20 protein-coding genes and 1 pseudogene are annotated in these 19,313 nt (G+C 73.6%); 15 read left to right on the top strand and 6 right to left on the bottom strand.

What is annotated here, in order from left to right:
- Positions 1 to 2: 2 nt before the first annotated feature.
- Complete coding sequence (locus ABKW28_RS08490; protein ID WP_348608241.1) at positions 3 to 650, bottom strand: TetR/AcrR family transcriptional regulator; 648 nt, start codon at positions 648 to 650, stop codon at positions 3 to 5.
- 155 nt (positions 651 to 805) lie between these two features.
- Between ABKW28_RS08490 and ABKW28_RS08485 the strand changes: the two genes are divergently transcribed.
- Positions 806 to 2,143: an NAD-dependent malic enzyme gene (locus tag ABKW28_RS08485; protein ID WP_193670588.1), complete on the top strand. Its 1,338-nt coding sequence runs from the start codon at positions 806 to 808 to the stop codon at positions 2,141 to 2,143.
- A gap of 36 nt (positions 2,144 to 2,179) precedes the next feature.
- Here ABKW28_RS08485 and ABKW28_RS08480 read toward each other — a convergent pair whose 3' ends face one another.
- Entirely contained in the window at positions 2,180 to 2,956 is a 777-nt protein-coding gene (locus ABKW28_RS08480) for a hypothetical protein (protein ID WP_348608238.1), read from the bottom strand.
- Between the two features lie 158 nt (positions 2,957 to 3,114).
- Here ABKW28_RS08480 and ABKW28_RS08475 point away from each other — a divergent pair, with 158 nt between their 5' ends.
- From ABKW28_RS08475 to ABKW28_RS08455, 5 genes and pseudogenes are all read left to right on the top strand, one after another.
- On the top strand, positions 3,115 to 3,486 hold the full coding sequence (locus ABKW28_RS08475) for a hypothetical protein (protein WP_193670519.1): 372 nt from the start codon (positions 3,115 to 3,117) through the stop codon (positions 3,484 to 3,486).
- A 91-nt stretch (positions 3,487 to 3,577) separates the two neighbouring features.
- A pseudogene (locus ABKW28_RS08470) lies at positions 3,578 to 4,552 on the top strand (alkane 1-monooxygenase); the annotation flags it as partial.
- A gap of 104 nt (positions 4,553 to 4,656) precedes the next feature.
- The gene (locus ABKW28_RS08465) at positions 4,657 to 4,863 is read left to right on the top strand and encodes a rubredoxin (protein WP_348608235.1); all 207 of its coding nucleotides are present in this window, start codon (positions 4,657 to 4,659) and stop codon (positions 4,861 to 4,863) included.
- Positions 4,863 to 5,054 carry a ferredoxin gene (locus ABKW28_RS08460; protein ID WP_193670517.1) on the top strand — a complete coding sequence of 64 codons (192 nt, stop codon included), beginning with the start codon at positions 4,863 to 4,865 and terminating at the stop codon, positions 5,052 to 5,054. Before ABKW28_RS08465 ends, ABKW28_RS08460 begins: the two co-directional genes overlap by 1 nt.
- 110 nt (positions 5,055 to 5,164) lie before the next feature.
- Positions 5,165 to 5,740 (top strand): TetR family transcriptional regulator, encoded by a 576-nt coding sequence (locus ABKW28_RS08455; protein ID WP_348608232.1) that lies wholly within the window; start codon positions 5,165 to 5,167, stop codon positions 5,738 to 5,740.
- A gap of 99 nt (positions 5,741 to 5,839) precedes the next feature.
- On the opposite strand, the gene ABKW28_RS08450 is transcribed toward ABKW28_RS08455, so the two are convergent.
- Positions 5,840 to 6,715 (bottom strand): GTP-binding protein LepA, encoded by an 876-nt coding sequence (locus ABKW28_RS08450; RefSeq protein ID WP_348608229.1) that lies wholly within the window; start codon positions 6,713 to 6,715, stop codon positions 5,840 to 5,842.
- Positions 6,716 to 6,737: 22 nt separating this feature from the next.
- On the opposite strand from ABKW28_RS08450, the gene ABKW28_RS08445 reads away from it, so the two are divergent.
- The 3 genes from ABKW28_RS08445 (at position 6,738) to ABKW28_RS08435 (ending at position 10,023) form a co-directional block, all read left to right on the top strand.
- Positions 6,738 to 8,159 carry an MFS transporter gene (locus tag ABKW28_RS08445; protein WP_348608226.1) on the top strand — a complete coding sequence of 474 codons (1,422 nt, stop codon included), beginning with the start codon at positions 6,738 to 6,740 and terminating at the stop codon, positions 8,157 to 8,159.
- 19 nt (positions 8,160 to 8,178) lie between these two features.
- Positions 8,179 to 9,477: a M15 family metallopeptidase gene (locus ABKW28_RS08440; protein WP_348608224.1), complete on the top strand. Its 1,299-nt coding sequence runs from the start codon at positions 8,179 to 8,181 to the stop codon at positions 9,475 to 9,477.
- Between the two features lie 105 nt (positions 9,478 to 9,582).
- On the top strand, positions 9,583 to 10,023 hold the full coding sequence (locus ABKW28_RS08435; protein WP_348608221.1) for a hypothetical protein: 441 nt from the start codon (positions 9,583 to 9,585) through the stop codon (positions 10,021 to 10,023).
- Between the two features lie 16 nt (positions 10,024 to 10,039).
- Here ABKW28_RS08435 and ABKW28_RS08430 read toward each other — a convergent pair whose 3' ends face one another.
- Positions 10,040 to 10,867, bottom strand: a complete 828-nt coding sequence (locus ABKW28_RS08430) for an alpha/beta hydrolase fold domain-containing protein (RefSeq protein ID WP_348608218.1) — start codon at positions 10,865 to 10,867, stop codon at positions 10,040 to 10,042.
- A 74-nt stretch (positions 10,868 to 10,941) separates the two neighbouring features.
- On the opposite strand from ABKW28_RS08430, the gene ABKW28_RS08425 reads away from it, so the two are divergent.
- Positions 10,942 to 11,916: an NADPH:quinone oxidoreductase family protein gene (locus ABKW28_RS08425; protein WP_348608215.1), complete on the top strand. Its 975-nt coding sequence runs from the start codon at positions 10,942 to 10,944 to the stop codon at positions 11,914 to 11,916.
- Positions 11,917 to 11,961: 45 nt separating this feature from the next.
- Here ABKW28_RS08425 and ABKW28_RS08420 read toward each other — a convergent pair whose 3' ends face one another.
- Positions 11,962 to 12,258, bottom strand: coding sequence for a putative quinol monooxygenase (locus ABKW28_RS08420; RefSeq protein ID WP_348608212.1), 297 nt, complete (start codon positions 12,256 to 12,258; stop codon positions 11,962 to 11,964).
- Between the two features lie 61 nt (positions 12,259 to 12,319).
- Between ABKW28_RS08420 and ABKW28_RS08415 the strand changes: the two genes are divergently transcribed.
- From ABKW28_RS08415 to ABKW28_RS08400, 4 genes are all read left to right on the top strand, one after another.
- Positions 12,320 to 12,652 carry a hypothetical protein gene (locus ABKW28_RS08415; RefSeq protein ID WP_348608209.1) on the top strand — a complete coding sequence of 111 codons (333 nt, stop codon included), beginning with the start codon at positions 12,320 to 12,322 and terminating at the stop codon, positions 12,650 to 12,652.
- Positions 12,653 to 12,727: 75 nt separating this feature from the next.
- Positions 12,728 to 14,695 (top strand): M13-type metalloendopeptidase, encoded by a 1,968-nt coding sequence (locus ABKW28_RS08410; protein ID WP_348608206.1) that lies wholly within the window; start codon positions 12,728 to 12,730, stop codon positions 14,693 to 14,695.
- Between the two features lie 142 nt (positions 14,696 to 14,837).
- On the top strand, positions 14,838 to 16,991 hold the full coding sequence (locus ABKW28_RS08405; protein WP_348608204.1) for a DEAD/DEAH box helicase: 2,154 nt from the start codon (positions 14,838 to 14,840) through the stop codon (positions 16,989 to 16,991).
- Positions 16,992 to 17,078: 87 nt separating this feature from the next.
- Entirely contained in the window at positions 17,079 to 17,957 is an 879-nt protein-coding gene (locus ABKW28_RS08400) for an LLM class flavin-dependent oxidoreductase (protein WP_348608201.1), read from the top strand.
- A 32-nt stretch (positions 17,958 to 17,989) separates the two neighbouring features.
- Here ABKW28_RS08400 and ABKW28_RS08395 read toward each other — a convergent pair whose 3' ends face one another.
- Entirely contained in the window at positions 17,990 to 18,490 is a 501-nt protein-coding gene (locus ABKW28_RS08395) for an inorganic diphosphatase (RefSeq protein WP_341229411.1), read from the bottom strand.
- A gap of 84 nt (positions 18,491 to 18,574) precedes the next feature.
- Here ABKW28_RS08395 and ABKW28_RS08390 point away from each other — a divergent pair, with 84 nt between their 5' ends.
- Entirely contained in the window at positions 18,575 to 19,285 is a 711-nt protein-coding gene (locus tag ABKW28_RS08390; RefSeq protein WP_348608198.1) for a hypothetical protein, read from the top strand.
- The last annotated feature ends 28 nt before the right edge of the window (positions 19,286 to 19,313 follow it).

Genomic DNA, 19,313 nt, shown 5'->3' with positions numbered 1-19,313 from the left:
GGTCAGGCCGGCCGGGAGGCGCGGCCGAGGAGCTCGCCGGCCACGCGCAGGTGGTCGACGAACAGGTCGACCAGGTCGGTCTCGGTGGGGTCCTCGGCGGCCAGGTAGGCCCGCATCGAGGAGTCGAAGACGGCCACGAGCAGGCGCACCATCAGGTGCGCCCGGTCCTCGCCGAAGCCGTCGCCCTCGCGCTGGAGGATCAGGGCGACGATGTCGTCGGCGGTCTGCTCGAAGTGCTCGTGCACCGCCTCCATCAGCCGGTTCGAGCAGGTCAGCACGCTGCGGCGCAGGGCGACGGTCTGCTGGTCGAAGTCCTCGCCGGCCAGGATCGGTCGGGCCAGCACCGCGAGGTCGTCGACGAGGTCGCCGGTGGGACCGCCGGCCACGAAGGTGGCGAAGGCGTCGGCGGCGACCTCGTCGCGGCGCCGGATGGGGGAGCCGACCGCGCCGAGCACGGCATCGACCTTCGAGCTGAAGTAGTTGAACAGCGTGCGGCGCGACACCTCGGCGGCGCCGGCGAGGTCCTCCATGGTCCAGCCGTCGAGGCCGCGGCCCTGGGTCAGCTGCATCGCGCACCGGTGGATGCGGGCGCGGGTCAGGGCCTGCTTGGTGGGCGGGACCCCCGGGGACGTGGTTGCACTCTCGGACACGTAGTGCATTCTGCACTATCAATCCAAAAGTGCAGAACTTTGTGCCGTCCGTCACAAGCGAGGGTGGTCGCGCGTCCGACTTGCCGGTAACCACCCGGTGGGCAGAGGCTGAGCACGTGTCCAGGTCAGCCACCACGTCGTCGTACTCGATCACCATGCGTCTGCACACGGCGCCCGACCACGGGGTGGTGGGCGCGGTAGCCACCGCGATCAGCCAGGCCGGGGGCATCGTCACCGCCATCGACGTGGCCGAGTCGAGCCACGAGCGCCTCGTCGTCGACGTCACCTGCTCTGCCGGTGACGCCGACCACGCCCAGGAGCTGCAGGACGTCGCGGCCGCCGTGCCGGGCGTCGAGGTCTACCGCACCAGCGACCGCGTCTTCCTGCTGCACATCGGCGGCAAGATCGAGGTCGGCTCGAAGGTGCCGCTGAAGAACCGCGACGACCTCTCGATGGCCTACACCCCCGGCGTCGGTCGGGTCAGCATGGCGCTCTACGAGAACCCCGAGGACGTGCGGCGCCTGACCATCAAGGGCAACTCCGTCGCGGTCGTCACCGACGGCTCCGCGGTGCTGGGGCTCGGCAACATCGGGCCCGGCGCGGCGCTGCCGGTGATGGAGGGCAAGGCTGCGCTCTTCAAGCGCTTCGCCGACATCGACGCCTGGCCGATCTGCCTCGACACCCAGGACACCGACGAGATCGTGCGCGCCGTCGAGCTCATCGCCCCCGGCTTCGGCGGCATCAACCTCGAGGACATCGCCGCCCCCCGCTGCTTCGAGATCGAGCGTCGCCTGCGCGAGAGCCTCGACATCCCCGTCTTCCACGACGACCAGCACGGCACCGCGATCGTGGTGCTCGCCGCGCTGACCAACGCGCTGCGCGTGGTCGGCAAGCAGCTCGACCAGGTGCGCGTGGTGGTCGCCGGCGCGGGCGCCGCCGGCACCGCGATCGTCACGCTGATGCTCGCCGCGGGCGTGGGCGACGTGGTGGTCTGCGACAAGGACGGCGCGCTGTCGAGCGACGACGACACGCTCTCGCCGGCGATGGCCGAGCTGGCCTCGCGCACCAACCACGAGCGCCGCCGCGGCGACCTGCACACGGTGCTGCACGGGGCCGACGTCTTCATCGGCGTCTCCGCGCCCGGCGTGCTGCAGGCCGAGTGGATCCCCGACATGGCCGACGACGCGGTCGTCTTCGCGCTGGCCAACCCCGACCCCGAGGTCGACCCCGCCGAGGCCTCGAAGTACGCCGCGGTGGTGGCCTCGGGCCGCTCGGACTACCCCAACCAGATCAACAACGTGCTGGCCTTCCCCGGCGTCTTCCGCGGCCTGCTCGACGCCCGGGCCTCCAACGTGACGATCGAGATGATGCTCCGGGCCGCCGAGGCCATCGCGCACGTCGTGCACGACGAGGAGCTCAACCCCAGCTTCATCATCCCCACGGTCTTCCACCCCGACGTCCCGGGCGCGGTGGCCTCGGCGATCAAGGGCTGAGCGGGCTCCTCGGCGCGGCCCCTCGGCCCGCGCTCCTCAGCCCTGGGCGGAGGAGTCGGGCGCGGCGACGCGCAGCTCCTCGAGGGGGCGCATCTGCACCCGTCGGTCCAGCGCCCGGCCCACGTCGGCGCGGCGCTGGGCGGTGACGGTGACGGCGTACGGCGCCCCGCGCACCAGCACGCTGCCCGACCACAGCCGCGGGTTCCTGGCGCCGTCGACCTCGGAGGTGCGCCACCGGTCGCGCCGCACCCCACTGGAGGAGCGGTCCTTGACGGGCTCGACGCCGTGCAGGTCGCCGAAGTAGCGGCGCGCCGCCTTGGCCCCGCTGACCTGGCTGTAGGTGATGGAGACCGGGCCCGCCAGCTCGACGTCGCAGGTCCACATCGCCGGCCGCTTGAACTGCGGGTTCTCGACCAGCTCGTCGCGGCAGGTCTGCTGCTCGGGGTCGAAGGAGGGGAAGACGTGCTCGAGCCCGGCACGCCCGGTGGGCAGCACGCAGGAGCGCTCGTCGGTCTTGACGTCGCCGTTCCAGCAGGTCACGCCGGTGGCGTCGGTGCCGGTGGTGCTGCTGGCCGCCGGCTCGTCGTCGCCGGGCCACACCAGCGTGCTGCCGACGTACGCCGCCACCGCGAGCCCGGCCAGGAGCGGCACCACGACCAGCGCGGTGCGGGCCCGGCTGGGGCGCGAGTAGAGCGCCTCGAGCATCCCCGCGGGCAACGCCGGCTCGGTGTCGTCCTCGGAGTCGCCCTGGGGGTCGCCCTGGGGGTCGCCCTGGGGGTCGGCTGGGCTGTCGGGGCGCCGGGGAGCGCTCACGTCCGCCTCCTCGTGGTCGGTGGCACGGCGGCGACGCCCATTGTGCCCGCTGCCGCGACCGGGCCGGTTCACCTGTGTGGCGCCCACGCGGTCTGGACCGGTGCGGACCAGGGACCTCCGACCCGTGCGGCGCGGCGGGGACGGGCGCACCATGAGTCATGTCCTACGGAGTGCTGTCGTCGAAGAGCGTGCACGTGCTCGTCGAGACCGTGGCAGCCACGGGGGCGACGGCCTCGGACGCCGCGCTCCTGCGCTTCCAGGGGGCCTGGGGCTCGACGTGGGTGGCCGGGCGCCTGACGACCACGACGCTGCACCTGACCTTCATGCCCACCCGGGCCGCGCGGGGCGCCTCGATGCTCACCGTCGACCTGCGCGAGGTGAGCGGGGTGGAGGTGGGCGGCGGCCGCGTCTCGCGGGCGGTCGGCGTGCGGACCCCGGCGCACGTGCTGCGGATCCGGTGCCTGGGCGCGCCGGCGTTGGCCGAGCAGCTGGCGGCACTGGCGCGGGAGGCGGGGGCCCGCCGCAGGTGAGGCCGACGGCGAGCCCGGGCCTCGAAGTTTACAACTAGACCCCTCTTGTCAATCTGCTTGACATTCCCTACGGTGTTGTCAAGCAGATGTCGTGACCCCCGTCACCGCCAGGAGGCTCCCCGTGGCCAGCAGCACCGCACCGTCCCCCTCGTCCCCGCAGGTCCCGCGCTCGACCGTGCCCGAGGGCTCGACCGAGGCCTGGAGCGACCACAAGCGCTACCTGTGGCTGATCGGCCTGGTCGTGCCCTCGCTGGCCTTCGTCGCCGGCGGCGGCTGGGCCCTCACCGGGTGGGGCGTGTGGTTCTGGGTCGGCCCGATCGTGGTGCTCGGGGTGGTGCCCGCCATCGACCTGGTCGCCGGCCTCGACCGCGCCAACCCGCCCGACGACGCCATCGAGGCGCTCGAGAGCGACAAGTACTACCGCTGGATCACCTACGCCTTCCTGCCGATCCAGTACGCCGGGTTCGTTGGCGCGCTCTACGTCATCGCCAACGGGGCGCCCTTCGGCCTGGGCGAGCTGAGCACCGTCGACAAGATCGGGCTGGCTCTGTCGATCGGGGTGATCGGCGGGATCGGCATCAACACCGCCCACGAGCTGGGCCACAAGCGCGAGGCCAACGAGCGCTGGCTCTCGAAGATCGCCCTGGCCCAGAGCTTCTACGGCCACTTCTACATCGAGCACAACCGGGGCCACCACGTGCGCGTGGCCACCCCCGAGGACCCCGCCTCCAGCCGCTTCGGCGAGAGCTTCTACCGGTTCTGGCCGCGCACCGTGCTGGGCTCGCTGCGCAGCGCCTGGCACCTGGAGAAGAAGCGCTACGCCCGCAAGGACACCCACCCCTTCCACCTCGGCAACGACGTGCTCAACGCCTGGCTGATGTCGGCGGTGCTCTGGGGCGCGCTCACGGTGTGGCTGGGCCCGGTCGTGCTGCCCTTCCTGGTGCTCCAGGCCGTCGTCGGCTTCTCCCTGCTCGAGGTCGTCAACTACATGGAGCACTACGGGATGCGCCGCCAGAAGGTCGGCTCGGGCACCCGCCAGCGCTACGAGCGCGTCGACCCCTCGCACTCCTGGAACTCCAACAACATCGCCACCAACGTGCTGCTCTACCACCTGCAGCGCCACAGCGGCGGCACGAGCGCCAGCACGATCATGCCGGCGTACCGGCACCGGTGGCGCAGGAGTCGCAGGACGACGAGGTGCTGGCCGCGCGCTGCCCGGGCTGCGGGCACACCTACGAGGTCGCCGTCGGCAACGAGCTCGAGGGCTTCGCCGCCGGCACCGCGTGGGCCGACATCCCCGACGACTGGTGCTGCCCCGACTGCGGGGTGCGCGAGAAGGTCGACTTCGTCGCCCTGAGCAACGCCGAGGCCCGCTGATGCGCATCGAGGTGGACCGCGACCGCTGCGAGGGCCTGGGCATGTGCGAGGCGATGGCCAGCGACGTCTTCGAGATCGACGACGACGAGGTGATGCACGTGCTCGTGGAGGAGCCCGAGGAGTCGCAGCGCGCCCACGTGCACGCCGCGGTGCAGGCCTGCCCGGTGCTGGCGCTGACGCTCCAGGGATGATCCTGGCCGTCCTGGGTGGTGGACGTGGCCCAGGGATGACTGTCACGACGTCAGCAGGGATGGCTGTGGCGATGCCGGCGGGGGTGGCGGTGCTTCCTACACTCGACGACGTGAGCACCGCCGCCCAGCCCAGCATGCGCGACCGCGTCGTGGACTCGGCCGTGCGGCTGACCACCGAGGTCGGCTGGGCCAAGGTGACGATGGCGCGCCTGGCCGACGACGTGGGCGTCTCGCGCCAGACCGTCTACAACGAGGTCGGCACCAAGGCCGGGCTGGCCGAGGCGATGATCCTGCGCGAGCTCGAGCGGTTCCTGGCCACGGTGACCGTCGCCTTCGATGAGCACCCCGACGACCTGGTCGAGGCGATCCGGGCCTCGGCCCGCTCGGTCCTCGAGGTCGCCCCCAGCAACCCCCTCCTGCACGCGGTCGTCTCGGCCACCCACGGCGCCGACACCGAGCTGCTGCCGCTGCTGACCACCCACGCGGGCTCGCTGCTGGCCGCCGCCAAGGACGTCATCGCGGCGCGGATCGCGCCGTACGACGTCGACCTGCGCGCCGCCGAGCTCGACGCGGCCATCGACATGGTGGTGCGGATCGTGCTCAGCCACGTGATGCAGCCCTCCGGCCCGGCCGAGGCCACCGCCGACCAGATCGCCTGGATCGCCGCGCGGGTGCTGGGCGCCTAGCCCGGCGCCGCCACCCGCGCCCCCACCCGCGGGAGTTTCATCGGCCGGCCGACGGATCTCCTGGGTGGACGATGAAGTTTCATCGTCCACCCGCCAGGTTCATCGGCCGGCCGATGAAACTCCCTGGGCGCGGGCCACGGAGAGCTCGCGGGCCTCGCGGAAGGCGCGGGTGACGTACTCCGGCACCGGCAGCCCCTTGTCGCGCGCCCACAGCAGCTCCATCTCGACACGGGCGATCTGGGCGGTGAAGTCGGAGTCGTCGTCGATGCCGAGGGTGGCCATCAGGTCGCCGAAGTCGGCCTTCTGCTCGTCGTCGTTGGCGCCGACGGGGGAGAAGGAGAGGCGGCGCAGGTGGCGCACCAGCCACTTCTGCCAGGCCGCCAGCTCGCTCCACAGCAGCCGCGCGGAGAGCTGGTAGAAGGCGTAGTGGCCCGGCTCCTGGCGCCGGATCGGGGCGATGATCGTCTGGGCCACCGCCGTCTCGCCCATCTCGGCCACGCCGTCGTGCAGCAGGTTGTAGGCCAGCACCGCCGAGCGCTCGGTGGCCATGCCGGTGACGTAGTAGAGCATCCGCGAGACGTCCTGGAAGGCGCCGAGGTGGCCCAGCGCCCCGAGCACCTTGAGCTTGGTGCCGATCGAGTCGAGGTCGGCGTCGGCGTTGTCGCGGCCCAGCCGCACCTGCAGCTCGTCGAGGATGCGCCCGTGCTGGATCTCCTGGGGCTGCCACACGTCGCGGTAGAAGTGCACGTCGACCTCGGGCGGGTCGGGCAGCATCGTCATCAGCTCGAGCACGTTGCGGTCGACCTCGAGCTCGACGCGGGCCATGTAGTCGAGCACGTGGCCGAAGCGGGCCTCGAGGGTGACCGGGTCGACGACGGTGAAGTCGACGGAGTCGAGGGTGATGGGCGGGTGCTCGGCACCGAGCCGGTCGACGTGGTCGACCAGGCGCTGGGCGGACGGGCGGGGCTGGGACACCCTCGGATTCTAGGCTGGCCGGGTGTCCACGTCCGCATCACCCGACGGCCCCGGGCTGGTGCGCACCGGCTCGGCCACCGGGCGAGCCGTCGTGGGGGCCGCGACCCTGGGCTCGGCGATGTCGCTCTTCGACGGCACGGTGGTCAACGTCGCGCTGCGCACCATCGGCGCCGACCTCGACGCCTCGATCAACGACCTGCAGTGGATCACCAACGCCTACCTGCTGGCCCTGGCCTCGCTGATCCTGCTCGGCGGCTCGCTGGGCGACCGGCTGGGCCGGCGCCGGGTCTTCGTGGCCGGCACGCTCGCCTTCGGCGTCGCCTCGGCGCTGTGCGGGCTGGCGCCGAGCGCCGAGGTGCTGGTGGCGGCCCGGGCGCTGCAGGGGGTCGCCGCCGCGCTGATGGTGCCCGGCTCGCTGGCGATGATCCAGGGCGCCTTCCACCCCGACGACCGGGCGCGCGCGATCGGCACCTGGACCGGCCTGGGGGCGATCGCGGCCGCCGCCGGACCGCTGGTGGGCGGCGTGCTGGTCGAGCACGCCGACTGGCGGCTGATCTTCTGGATCAACCTGCCGGTCGCGGTGCTGACGCTGTGGCTGGCCCGCGGCGTGCCCGAGACCCGCGACCCCGGGGCCGCCCAACACCTCGACCTGCCCGGGGCCGTGCTCGGCACGCTCGCGCTGGGCGGGGTCACCTACGCGCTGGTGCAGTGGGGCGACCCCGCCGCGTGGCCGGCCGTCGTGGTCGGTCTCCTCGCGGCGCTGGCGTTCGTCGTCGTCGAGTCGCGGGTCGCCGAGCCGATGCTGGCGCTGGGGATCTTCGCCGACCGCACCTTCTCGGCCACCAACGCGATGACCCTGCTGGTCTACGGCGCCCTGTCGGTGCTGCTCTTCATGCTGCCGCTGCAGCTGCAGGTGGTCGGCGGCGACGGTCCGCTCGCGGCCGGGCTGGCCACGCTGCCGCTGCCGCTGGTGATGCTGCTGCTCGCCGGTCGCGGTGGGGCGCTCGGCGCGCGCATCGGGCCGCGGATCCCGCTGACGCTCGGTCCGCTGGTGATGGCGACCGGCGTGCTGCTGCTCCTCGGCGCCGGGGAGGCGGCGTACGTCGTCGCGGTGCTGCCGGGCGTGGTCGTCTTCGCGCTGGGCCTCGCGCTGCTGGTGGCCACCCTGACCGCGACGGTGCTGGCCGCGGCCCCCGACGAGCACGCCGGCATCGCCAGCGGCGTCAACAACGCGGTCTCGCGGGCGGGTGGCCTGCTGGCGGTCGCGGCGGTGCCGAGCCTGGTCGGCCTCAGCGGCGAGGAGTACGCCGACCCCGCGGCGCTGGACCCCGCGTGGACCCTGGTGGTCCTCAGCTGCGCCGGGCTGCTGGTGCTCGGCGGCGCCATGTCGTGGGTGGCGCTCCCGCGCACCGCCTACGCTGGTGGCCGGGGCCGCGTGGGGTGAGCCCGGGGAGGAGCGCGCCATGAGGCGAGCGGGGCTGCGAGGCCGGTCCCTGTCCCGGCGCGCGCCGATGGGCGCAGCTATCGCGCTGGTCCTCCTGCTGCCCGGCTGCGGCAGCCCGGACGCCGACGAGGCCACGCAGGGCGCCGAGGTCCCCGCCGTCGCGAGCACCCCCTCGCCCGCCGACGCGGCGTCCGGGCCCGCACGCGGCACCGGGTCGGGCAAGGACTCCGAGGACGGCGACGGCTCGGGCGGCGGCGAGCAGCCCACGGTCGGTCTCGACCCGGCGTTCGCGGTCGAGGCGCCCGGGCGCCTCAAGGACCTGCCGCGCACCGCCGACATCCTCGTGCAGACCGAGAGCGGCATCACCGACGAGACGCTCGAGGAGATCCGGGCGCTGCCCGGCGTCCAGGACGTCGAGCAGTTCTCGATGCTGCAGGTCGGCATCGAGAACCGGGTGCTCAACCTGGCCGCCGTCGACCCCGCCACCTTCCGTCGCTTCACCCCCGGCCAGGTGCCCCGCAGCCGCGAGGTCTGGGACCGCGTCGCCGGCGGCGAGCTGGCCATCAGCCCCGAGCTGCAGAAGAAGCTGCCCATCGACGAGCAGGGCTTCGTCAGCCTCGACACCGGCAGCCCCGAGGTGCACCTGGGCGCCCTGGCGCCGCAGATCGAGAACGCCGTCGACGCCGTCGTCAACGTCAAGTGGGGCGCCGAGCCCGGCAACGCGCTGCTGGTCTCCACCGGCATCACCGCCCCCGACAAGGTGGTGAAGCCGCTGACGCGCCTGCTGCCGCAGCAGACCTCGGTGCAGCGCCTCGACTCCGTGGCCCGCTTCGGCCTCGACATCAACGCCAAGCAGACCGCCTTCGTGGTCGGCTCGGTCTCCTCGGCGGTCGGCGTCTTCAACTACACCGTGCTCGGCGGCGGCCGGATCGCGCCCGAGCCGGCCTGGGAGCGCGCCAACATCACCACCGCCCAGGTCCCGATCCTCGGCTCGGTGCGCTGCAACAAGGCGATCATCCCGCAGCTCACCGCGGCGCTGCGCGAGGTCGTCGAGACGGGCCTGGCCGACGAGATCAACCCCGGCGAGTACGCCGGCTGCTACTACCCGCGCTTCATCGCCGGCGCCACCACGCTGTCCAACCACTCCTTCGGCCTCGCCCTCGACCTCAACACCCCCGGCAACCAGCGCGGCACCGTCGGCGAGATGGACCGCACCGTGGTGGCCATCTTCAAGAAGTGGGGCTTCGGCTGGGGCGGCGACTGGCGCTTCACCGACCCGATGCACTTCGAGGCCGTGCGCATCGTCGACGTGCGCTGAGACGCCGGTAAAGTTCGGCGCGTTCCGCCCCGGCGCCCGGTCCGGCTCGTGCACGATGGTGCCGCCCGACCGTCCCCCGCCGGTCCCCTGCCCCAGGAGTCCCCTGTGCCCTTCTCCCGCCTCACCACCCCGCTCGCCGGCCTCGCCGTGGCCGCGCTGCTCGCCGTCGGCCCCGTCCCGGGGGCCCAGGCCGCACCCGCCGTCGAGGGCGACTGCGCCAAGCAGCAGGCCCAGGTCGACCGCGCCGCCGCCAAGCTCGAGCGCCTGCAGGACGTCTTCGCCAAGGCCAAGCGCGAGGTGCGCAAGGCCAAGAAGGCCGCGGCCCAGGCGGAGACCGAGGAGGAGCAGGCCGAGGTCGAGGAGGACCTCGACGACGCCAAGCAGGACCGCACCAAGGCGAAGAAGGCGAAGAAGGCGCAGGTCCAGCGCCTCGCCAAGGCCGAGCAGCGGCTGGCGAAGTGCGAGGAGTCCGCCGAGCAGACTGAGCCGACGGAGCCGACGGAGCCGACCGAGCCGACCGAGCCGACCGAGCCGACCGAGCCCTGAGCCGGCAGCCGAGCCGTCAGGCCAGCGCGGCCGCGACCTCGGTCGCGATCCTCGCCATCGTGGCGCGGGCACGGACCGGGTCCTCGGTCAAGAAGTAGTGGTCGACGCCCGGCGTGACGTCGTGCCACACCTCGACCCCCGCCTCGCGCAGCCGCACCGCGTAGTCGTCGCCGTCGCGGCGCAGCGTGTCGCGCTCGGCGGTCAGCACCAGCGCCCGGGGCAGCCCGGCCAGCGAGGGCGCCAGCAGCGGTGAGGCGTAGGCCTCGGCGCGCGTCGCGGGGTCGGGGAAGTACGCCGCGCGCACCAGCGCCCGCAGCGACGGGGCGATGGTGCCCGGGCCGCCCCGGGGCACCTCCGTGGCCAGGTCGAGCGCCGGGACGCCGAGCACCTGCAGCCGCGGGACGAACGAGGCAGTGTCGCGCGCCATCAGGCACACCGCGGCGGCCATCCCGCCCCCGGAGGAGAAGCCGCCCACCGACACCGACGCCGAGGCGGCGGCCCGAGCCGCGACGTCGTGGGACTGCTCCTGGGCGCGCGGGTAGACGGCGTACGGCGCGGTGGTGAAGTCGACGTTGAGCACCCGCACGCCCGCGGTGGCGGCCAGGTAGCGGCACCACCAGTCGTCCATGCCCGGGTGCCGCATCAGCCAGGCGCCGCCGTGCAGGTGCACATGGGCGGGCGCGTCGTCGCGACCGCGCAGGGCGGGCGGGGCGTACTCGCGCACCGGCACCGGGCCGTGCCGGGTGGGCACCCGCAGCCGGCGGGGCCGGGGCAGGTCGGAGCCGGCGAGGCGCAGGTCCTCGCCGTAGCGCACCGCGAAGCGGGCGCCGGCATGGATCAGCATCGCCTGGAGACGTTGGGCGGGTCGCACAACGGACCTTCGGACCCGCGGCCCGTCCGGATGGCTACGGTGGCCACATGCGAGCAGTCCAGGTCATCGACACCACCGGTCCCGAGCACCTCCAGGTCAACGACGTCGCCGAGCCGACCCCCGGCGCCGACGACGTGCTGGTGGAGGTGCACGCCGTCGGCACGTCCTTCCCGGACCTGCTGCTCAGCCGCGGCGAGTACCAGATGCGGCCCGAGCCGCCCTTCACGCTCGGTGTCGACTTCGCCGGCGTCGTGGTGCAGGGACCCGAGGGCCGCGCCGACCTCGCGCCCGGCACCCGCGTCGCCGGGGTCGCGCCCTACGGCGCCGCGGCCGAGCTGGTCGTCAACCCGGCCGTGTCCACCTTCGCGCTCCCCGACTCGCTGAGCCTCGACGAGGGCGCGGCGCTGCCGATGAACTACCTGACCGCCCAGTTCGCGCTCGCCGAGCGCGGCGGGCTGAAGAAGGGCGAGACCGTGCTCGTGCACGGCGCCGCCGGCGGCGTCGGCACCGCCACCATCCAGGTCGCCAAGGGGTACGGCGCGCGCACCATCGCGGTCTGCTCCACCGAGGCCAAGTGCCAGGTCGCCCGCGACGCCGGCGCCGACGAGGCCGTGCTGATCGACGGGTTCAAGGACGCCGCCAAGGAGCTCAGCGGCGGCCTCGGAGTCGACATCGTCATGGACGTGGTGGGCGGCGACGTCTTCACCGACTCGCTGCGCGCGCTCGCCCCGCAGGGCCGCCTGCTCGTGGTCGGCTTCGCCGCCGGCCAGGGCATCCCCGAGGTCAAGGTCAACCGGCTCCTGCTCAACAACATCGACGTGCGCGGCGTCGGCTGGGGCGCCTACGCCATGATGCGCCCCGGCTTCATGGAGCAGCAGTGGGCCGAGCTGGTGCCGATGATGGAGGCCGGCACGATCCGCCCGCCCGTGGGCGCGACGTACGGCATCGAGGACTTCGGCAAGGCGCTGCTCGACCTCGACCAGCGCCGCACGCTGGGCAAGGGCGTGGTGCGGATCCGCTGAGCGCGGCCCGCCGCCCAGTCAGCCCAGTCAGCCCAGTCAGCCCAGTCAGCCCAGGGGGCGCAGCGGGTGGATGGCCACGTCGCCGGCCAGCGCGGGGCCGAGGACCTTGAAGACCTCGGCCATGTGCGGGGTCCTCATGTGGGCGTCCATGGCCTCCTGGCTGGCCCACTCCTCGACCATCACGAAGGTGCCCGGGGCGGCGTCGGACTCGAAGCAGTCGTAGGCCACGCAGCCCTCCTCCTGCTGGGTCGCGGCGACCAGGTCGCGCAGGCCCGCGCGCACCGCCTCGGCGTGCTCGGGGGCGGTGGGGATGGTGGCGACGACGCGCAGGTGCTGGCTCATGGCGGCGAACCTATCGGCCCTCGCTGCCCGGCGACAGGGACGCACCGGGGATGATGGGCCCGTGGACGAGCACACGCTGGACCCCGAGGAGCGGCTGCGCCGCGCCGGCCACGTCATCCTCGACGGCGTGGTCGCCGCCGAGGCCGACCCCGACGTGCTGCCCGGCGGGCCCAACCCCGTCGAGCTTGCCTTCGGCCACCTGCTCGAGATCGGCGCCGTCGAGCTGAAGATGGACGAGGACGGCGACGAGCTCGAGCTCGACATCTCCCCGCTGATGGGCGGCGTCATGCTCGTCGTACGACGCCTGGTCGCCGAGCTCGCCGCGCGCGACCAGGTCGACCCCGAGAGCGTGGTGATGTCGGTGCGCGCCGCCATCGACCAGGCCGCCGGCTGAGCCCGCCCCCGGGCAGCAGGCCCGGGCGCACCCGGCCACCCTGGCAGGGGAGAGCACGACGGTTAGGGTCGTGGGGTGAGCATCCTCGACGACGCCCGCCCGGGCATGGACCCCGACACCCGCCCCCAGGACGACCTCTTCGGCCACGTCAACGGGCGCTGGCTGGAGGAGACCGAGATCCCCTCCGACCGCTCGAGCTGGGGCCCGTTCGTGCAGCTGGCCGACGCGGCCGAGGCGCAGGTGCGCGACATCATCACCGACCTCGCCGCCCTGGCCACCGCCCCCGACCAGGAGGCGCCCGACGAGGACGCCCGCAAGATCGGCGACCTCTTCGCCTCCTTCATGGACACCGAGGCGATCGCCGCGAAGGGCATCGAGCCGGTGCGGCCGCTGCTCGACGCGGCCGCGCGCCTGCGCGACAAGCGCGACCTGGCGGCCTTCCTCGGCGAGTTCGAGCGGATCGGCGGCCACGGCCTCTTCGGCTCCTACGTCGACACCGACGACAAGCAGTCCGACCGCTACCTCTTCCACCTGGTCCAGGGCGGGCTCGGGCTGCCCGACGAGTCCTACTACCGCGACGACAAGCACGCCGAGACCCGCGAGAAGTACGTCGCCTACCTGACCCGCCTGCTCGGTCTGGCCGACCACGCCGACCCCGAGGGCGCGGCCCGCACCATCCTGGCCATCGACACCCGCCTGGCCGCCGGGCACTGGGAGCGCGCGGCGACCCGCGACGTGCAGAAGACCTACAACCTGCGCACCCTGGCCGAGCTGCAGGAGATGTGCCCCGGCTTCGACTTCGACGTCTACGTCACCAACCTCACCGCCTCGACCCGCACCGCGGCCGACGTGCTGGGCGAGGTCTGCGTGCGCCAGCCGTCGTACTTCGAGCACCTCTCCTCGGTGCTCGAGGGGGTGCCGGTCGAGCAGTGGCGCGACTGGCTGACCAGCCATGTGCTGCGCGCCACCGCGGCGTACCTGCCCGACGACTTCGTCGAGACCAACTTCGACTTCTACGGCCGCACCCTGTCGGGCACCCCCGAGCTGCGGGCGCGCTGGAAGCGAGGCGTGGCGCTGGTCGAGGGCGCGCTGGGCGAGGCGGTGGGCCGGGTCTACGTCGAGCGGCACTTCCCGCCGCGCTCGAAGCAGATGATGGACGACCTGGTCGCCAACCTGCTGGCCGCCTACCGGGTCTCGATCTCGCGCCTGGACTGGATGACCGAGGAGACCAAGGAGCGCGCCTACGAGAAGCTGGCGACCTTCCGGCCCAAGATCGGCTACCCCGAGACGTTCCGCGACTACTCCGCCCTGCAGGTGCGCCAGGACGACCTGATGGGCAACGTCGCCGCGGCCTCGGCGTTCGAGACCGACCGGCAGATCACCAAGATCGGCTCGCCCGTCGACCGCGACGAGTGGTTCATGCTGCCGCAGACCGTCAACGCCTACTACAACCCCGGCACCAACGAGATCTGCTTCCCCGCCGGCATCCTGCAGGCACCGTTCTTCAGCCCCGACGCGCACCCGGCCGAGAACTACGGCGGCATCGGCGCGGTCATCGGTCACGAGATCGGGCACGGCTTCGACGACCAGGGCGCGCAGTACGACGGCGCCGGCAACCTCAACGACTGGTGGACCGCCGACGACAAGGCCGCCTTCGAGGTGAAGTCGAAGGCGCTCGTCGCCCAGTACGACGAGTTCGAGCCGCGGGCGCTGCCCGGCGAGAGGGTCAACGGCGCGTTGACCGTCGGCGAGAACATCGGCGACCTCGGCGGGCTGACCATCGCCCACGAGGCCTACCTGATCTCCACCGACGGCCAGGCCTCGGTCGAGGAGCGGCGCACGCTCTTCACCAACTGGGCCTACGTGTGGCGCACCAAGCGCCGCAAGGAGCAGGAGGCGCAGTACCTCACCATCGACCCGCACTCCCCGCCGGAGTTCCGCGCCAACATCGTGCGCAACCTCGACGAGTTCCACGAGGTCTTCGAGACCCGCGAGGGCGACGGGCTGTGGCTCGACCCGGGCCAGCGGGTGCGGATCTGGTGACGGCCCGGGCCTGACGTCATACGGGCGGGACGTCCGCCTGTGCGCGACGTATGACGTCCTGGGTGCTGGCCGAGCGTGGCGTCTTCCACAGGCCGGGGACGGGCGCTGCGTGCCGTCGGTGCGCGCTGGTAGACAGGGCGCCATGACCTCCCCCGCAGCGAGCCCAGAGGCGACCCCCGCTCCCACCGTCGACCGTGCCGAGGCACGGGAGGCGGCCGAGGCGCACCTGCGGGCGCTGGTGGGTCGCGACGACGCGGTGCTGCGCGAGGACCAGTGGTCGGCGATCGAGGCGCTGGCCGTCGACCGGCGCCGCGCCCTGGTCGTGCAGCGCACCGGCTGGGGCAAGTCGGCGGTCTACTTCGTGGCCACCCTGCTGCTGCGAGAGCGCGGCGCCGGCCCGACGGTGATCGTCAGCCCGCTGCTGGCGCTGATGCGCAACCAGATCCAGGCCGCCGAGCGCGCCGGCATCCGCGCGGTGACCATCAACTCCACCAACATCGGCGACTGGGAGCCGATCCACGAGGCCATCCAGGCCGGTGAGGTCGACGTGCTGCTGGTCAGCCCCGAGCGGCTCAACAACCCCGGCTTCCGCGACGAGGTGCTGCCCCGGCTGGCGGCGACCTGCGGCCTGCTGGTGGTCGACGAGGCGCACTGCATCTCCGACTGGGGCCACGACTTCCGCCCCGACTACCGCCGCATCCGCACCCTGCTCGACGACCTCACCGAGGGCATCCCGGTGCTGGCCACCACCGCGACCGCCAACCAGCGCGTCACCGAGGACGTCCAGCAGCAGCTGGGCCGCGACGTGCTGGTGCTGCGCGGCTCGCTGGACCGCGAGTCGCTGCGCCTGGGGGTGGTGCACCTCAAGACCGCCGACCAGCGCCTGGCGTGGCTGGCCGACCACCTGGCCGAGCAGCCCGGGTCGGGCATCGTCTACTGCCTCACCGTCGCCGCCACCCAGGAGGTCGCCGACTACCTGCGCAGCCGCGGCCACGAGGTGGCGGCGTACTCGGGGCAGACCGAGACCACCGAGCGCCAGGCGCTCGAGGGCGACCTGGCCGCGGGGCGGGTGAAGGCGCTGGTGGCGACCTCCGCGCTCGGGATGGGCTTCGACGCCAGCCTCGGCTTCGTGGTCAACCTGGGCGCGCCGAGCTCGCCGGTGGCCTACTACCAGCAGGTCGGGCGTGCCGGGCGTGGCCTCGACGCCCGCAGCGAGTCGGCCACGGTGGTGCTGCTGCCCGCGGTCGAGGACCGCGACATCTGGGCCTACTTCGCCTCCCTGGCCTTCCCCCGCGAGGAGCAGGTGCGCGAGACGCTGGCCGTGCTCGCCGAGGAGGGGCGCCCGATGAGCACCGCGGCGCTCGAGACCCGCGTCGAGCTCAACCGCACCCGCCTCGAGACGATGCTCAAGGTGCTCGACGTCGACGGCGCCGTACGCCGCGTGCGCGGCGGCTGGGAGTCCACCGGTCGGGAGTGGACCTACGACGAGCCGCGCTATCGCCGGGTCGCGGAGGCCCGCCAGCGCGAGCAGGACGCGATGCTGGAGTACCTGCGCACCGACCAGTGCCGGATGCTCTACCTGCGCGACCAGCTCGACGACCCCGAGGCGCAGGCCTGCGGGCGCTGCGACAACTGCGGCGGGCTGCAGCTCTCCACCGACGTCTCCGCGGCCGCCATCGAGGAGGCACAGGCCCGGCTGGCCCGACCCGGTGTGCCGGTGGCCCCGCGCAAGATGTGGCCGACCGGCATGGATCGCCTCGGCGTCCAGCTCAAGGGCAAGATCTCCGACGGCGCCGCCGAGGAGGGCCGCGCCGTGGCGCGCCTGACCGACCTGGGCTACGGCCAGGCGCTGCGCGAGCTCTTCCGCGAGGGTCCCGACGGCGTGGCCGACGTGCCGGTGCCGGTGCCGCTGGTGCAGGCCGTGATCGAGGTCCTCAACGACTGGCGCCCGCAGGTCGACGCGATCGTCTCGGTCGAGTCGGTGCGCCGCGGCGAGCTCGTCGACAGCCTGGCCGACGGTCTCTCGCGCTACCTCCAGGTGCCGCTGCTGGGCCGGTGGGCGGTGGTCGACCCCGACGTCGCGCCCGGCCAGGGGTCGATGAACTCCGCCCAGCGCGTGGCCGCCGTCGGCCGCCGCTTCGACCTGCACGCCGACCCCGGCTCGCTCGAGGGCCGCTCGGTGCTGCTGGTCGACGACCTCACCGACACCGGCTGGACCCTGACCATGGCCGCGCGGGCGATCCGCCGCGCGGGTGCCGTCGCCGTGCGCCCGCTGGTGCTGGGCGTCTCCGGCTGAGCCAGCGGCCGCGGGACGTCATACCCCCCGCACGGACGGACGTCCCGCCTGTATGACGTCCTGGGCGGCGGCCCCTAGGGTCGACCCATGCGCTTCGGGCTGACGATCCTGACCGACCTGCCGTGGGCCGAGGCCGGGCCGCGGTGGCGGGCCGCGGAGGAGATGGGCTTCGACCACGCCTGGACCTACGACCACCTGGTGTGGGGCGGGCTGCCGGAGAGCCCGTGGACCGGTGCGGTGCCGACCCTGGCCGCGGCCGCGGCCACGACGCAGCGCATCGGGCTGGGCACCCTGGTGACCGCGCCGAACTTCCGCCACCCCTACCCGTTCCTGCGCGACGTGCAGGCCCTCGAGGGCATCGCCGACGGCCGGGTGCTGCTGGGCCTGGGCGTCGGCGGCGACCGCGACTCCGAGGTGCTCGGCGGCGAGGCGCTGAGCACCCGCGAGCGGGTCGACCGGTTCCAGGAGTTCGTGACCCTGCTGGCCCGGCTGCGCGACGAGGACCACGTCGACGCCGACGGACGCTGGTTCGCCACCCGCGACGCCCGCACCCTGCCGCCGCTGCGGCGTACGCCGTTGCTGGTCGCGGCCAACGGCCCCCGCTCGCTGCGGTTCTCGGCGCGGGCAGGCGACGGGTGGGTGACCACCGGGCCGCACGCCGAGACCACGCTCGAGGGCTGGTACGCCGGCCTGGCCCGCGCCCGCGACACCTACGAGGAGGCGCTGGTCGCCGCCGGGCGCGAGCCCGCCGACCTGCCCCGCTACCTGCTCGCCGACACCGGACGCGTGGGGCCGGCCGGCTTCGCGCTCGCGAGCCTCGGCGCCTTCGAGGACATGGCCGGCCGGGCCGCCGAGCTCGGGTTCACCGACCTCGTCACGCACTGGCCGCGCGGCGAGCAGCCCTACGCCGGCGACGAGCGGGTGCTCGAGCAGGTCGCCGACGCCCTGCCGCAGCTGCGCGGCTGACCGACCACGGGGAACTGGCGCCGGCTCGCGGCTCAGCCCTCGCCGGCCACCAGCACCTCGAGGGCGCGGGAGCGGTCGAGGCGCTCGCGCACGTCGACGGGCACGTCCTCGAGCATCCGGTAGGCGGTGAAGAAGGCGTCGAGCTCGTCGAGGAAGGCGGGCGGCAGGTCGCCGAGGTCGCGCAGGTGGTCGGCGTGGTGGTCGGTCTCCGGCACCACGATCAGCTTGGTCTCGGCGATGTCGCCGACCTGCAGGGCGAAGGCGCCGATGACCCGGCAGCGCATGTGCACGCCGGGGAAGGTCGCCTCCTCCAGCAGCACCAGCGCGTCGAGGGCGTCGCCGTCCTCGCCCTCGGAGCCGATGACGTAGCCGTAGTCGCCGGGGAAGCCGGCCGGGCCGCCCAGCCGGCGGTCGAACCAGATCTCGCCATCCTCGGAGGCCTCGTACTTGTTGCGGCTGCCGCGGGGGATCTCCACCACCACGTCGCAGCGGCCGTCGCGGTGGAGCTGGTCGCGCTCGTCGTCAGTGCTCATCTGGTCGACCGTAGCCGGGAGCGCGCCCCGGCGACTCACCCGCGGATCGTCTCCGGCGACGGGCCGCGGGAGTAGCGTCACGCCATGGCGTCCCGGGCCTCGCGCCGTCTCCTCACCGTCCTGCTCGGGCCGGTCGTGCTGCTGGGCGCCTGCGCCGAGGACGACAGCCCGTCGTCCGCTCCCGGGGGCGACCCGACGGCGGTCGTCGTCACCGAGCGGGCCCTGGCGGCCGCGGTCGAGACGCACCTGGGCCGCGAGGCCGTCGCGGCGGCCCCGCTCTTCAGCGGTGACGGCCTGCCCCCGGGCGCGGTGGGTGTCGAGCTCGCCTTCGACCGGCCGGTGGGTGACCACGCCCACGTGCGCGTGGTCGTCTCGGCCCCGGGCGCCGACCCCGACGCCGAGCAGCTCCGGAGCTGCCGGGGGATGCCCGCGACGTGGGACTGCGAGCAGGACGTGGTCGGCGCGACGTCGTACGTGCTGCTGCGCGAGGCCGGCTACCCCGAGGAGGACCCGGGCCTGGTCGGGGCGGTGGGCCGCCGCGACGGGGTCGTGGTGCTCGCCACGGCCCACGGCCCCTTCGTGCCGGCCGCCGGCGACGAGGGGGAGGCCGACGACGTGGCCCAGACCCACGAGCTGGCCGACCTGCTGCGCGCGGTGGTGACGGATCCCGCGGTGGGGCTGCGCACCAGCGAGCACTACGAGGAGGCCGGGGCGGCGATCGAGGACGACCGGTGGCTGGACTGGTACGGCCAGGGCAACGGGGCGAGCGAGCCCGAGGGCTACCGACCCACCTGAGCCGTCGACGGACCACCGGGGGACCAAC

The sequence above is a fragment of the Nocardioides sp. 31GB23 genome (genome assembly GCF_040012395.1).
Lineage (GTDB): Bacteria > Actinomycetota > Actinomycetes > Propionibacteriales > Nocardioidaceae > Nocardioides > Nocardioides salarius.
Note: the sequence above shows the minus strand (reverse complement) of the source record. Positions and strands in the feature narration are given on the sequence as shown.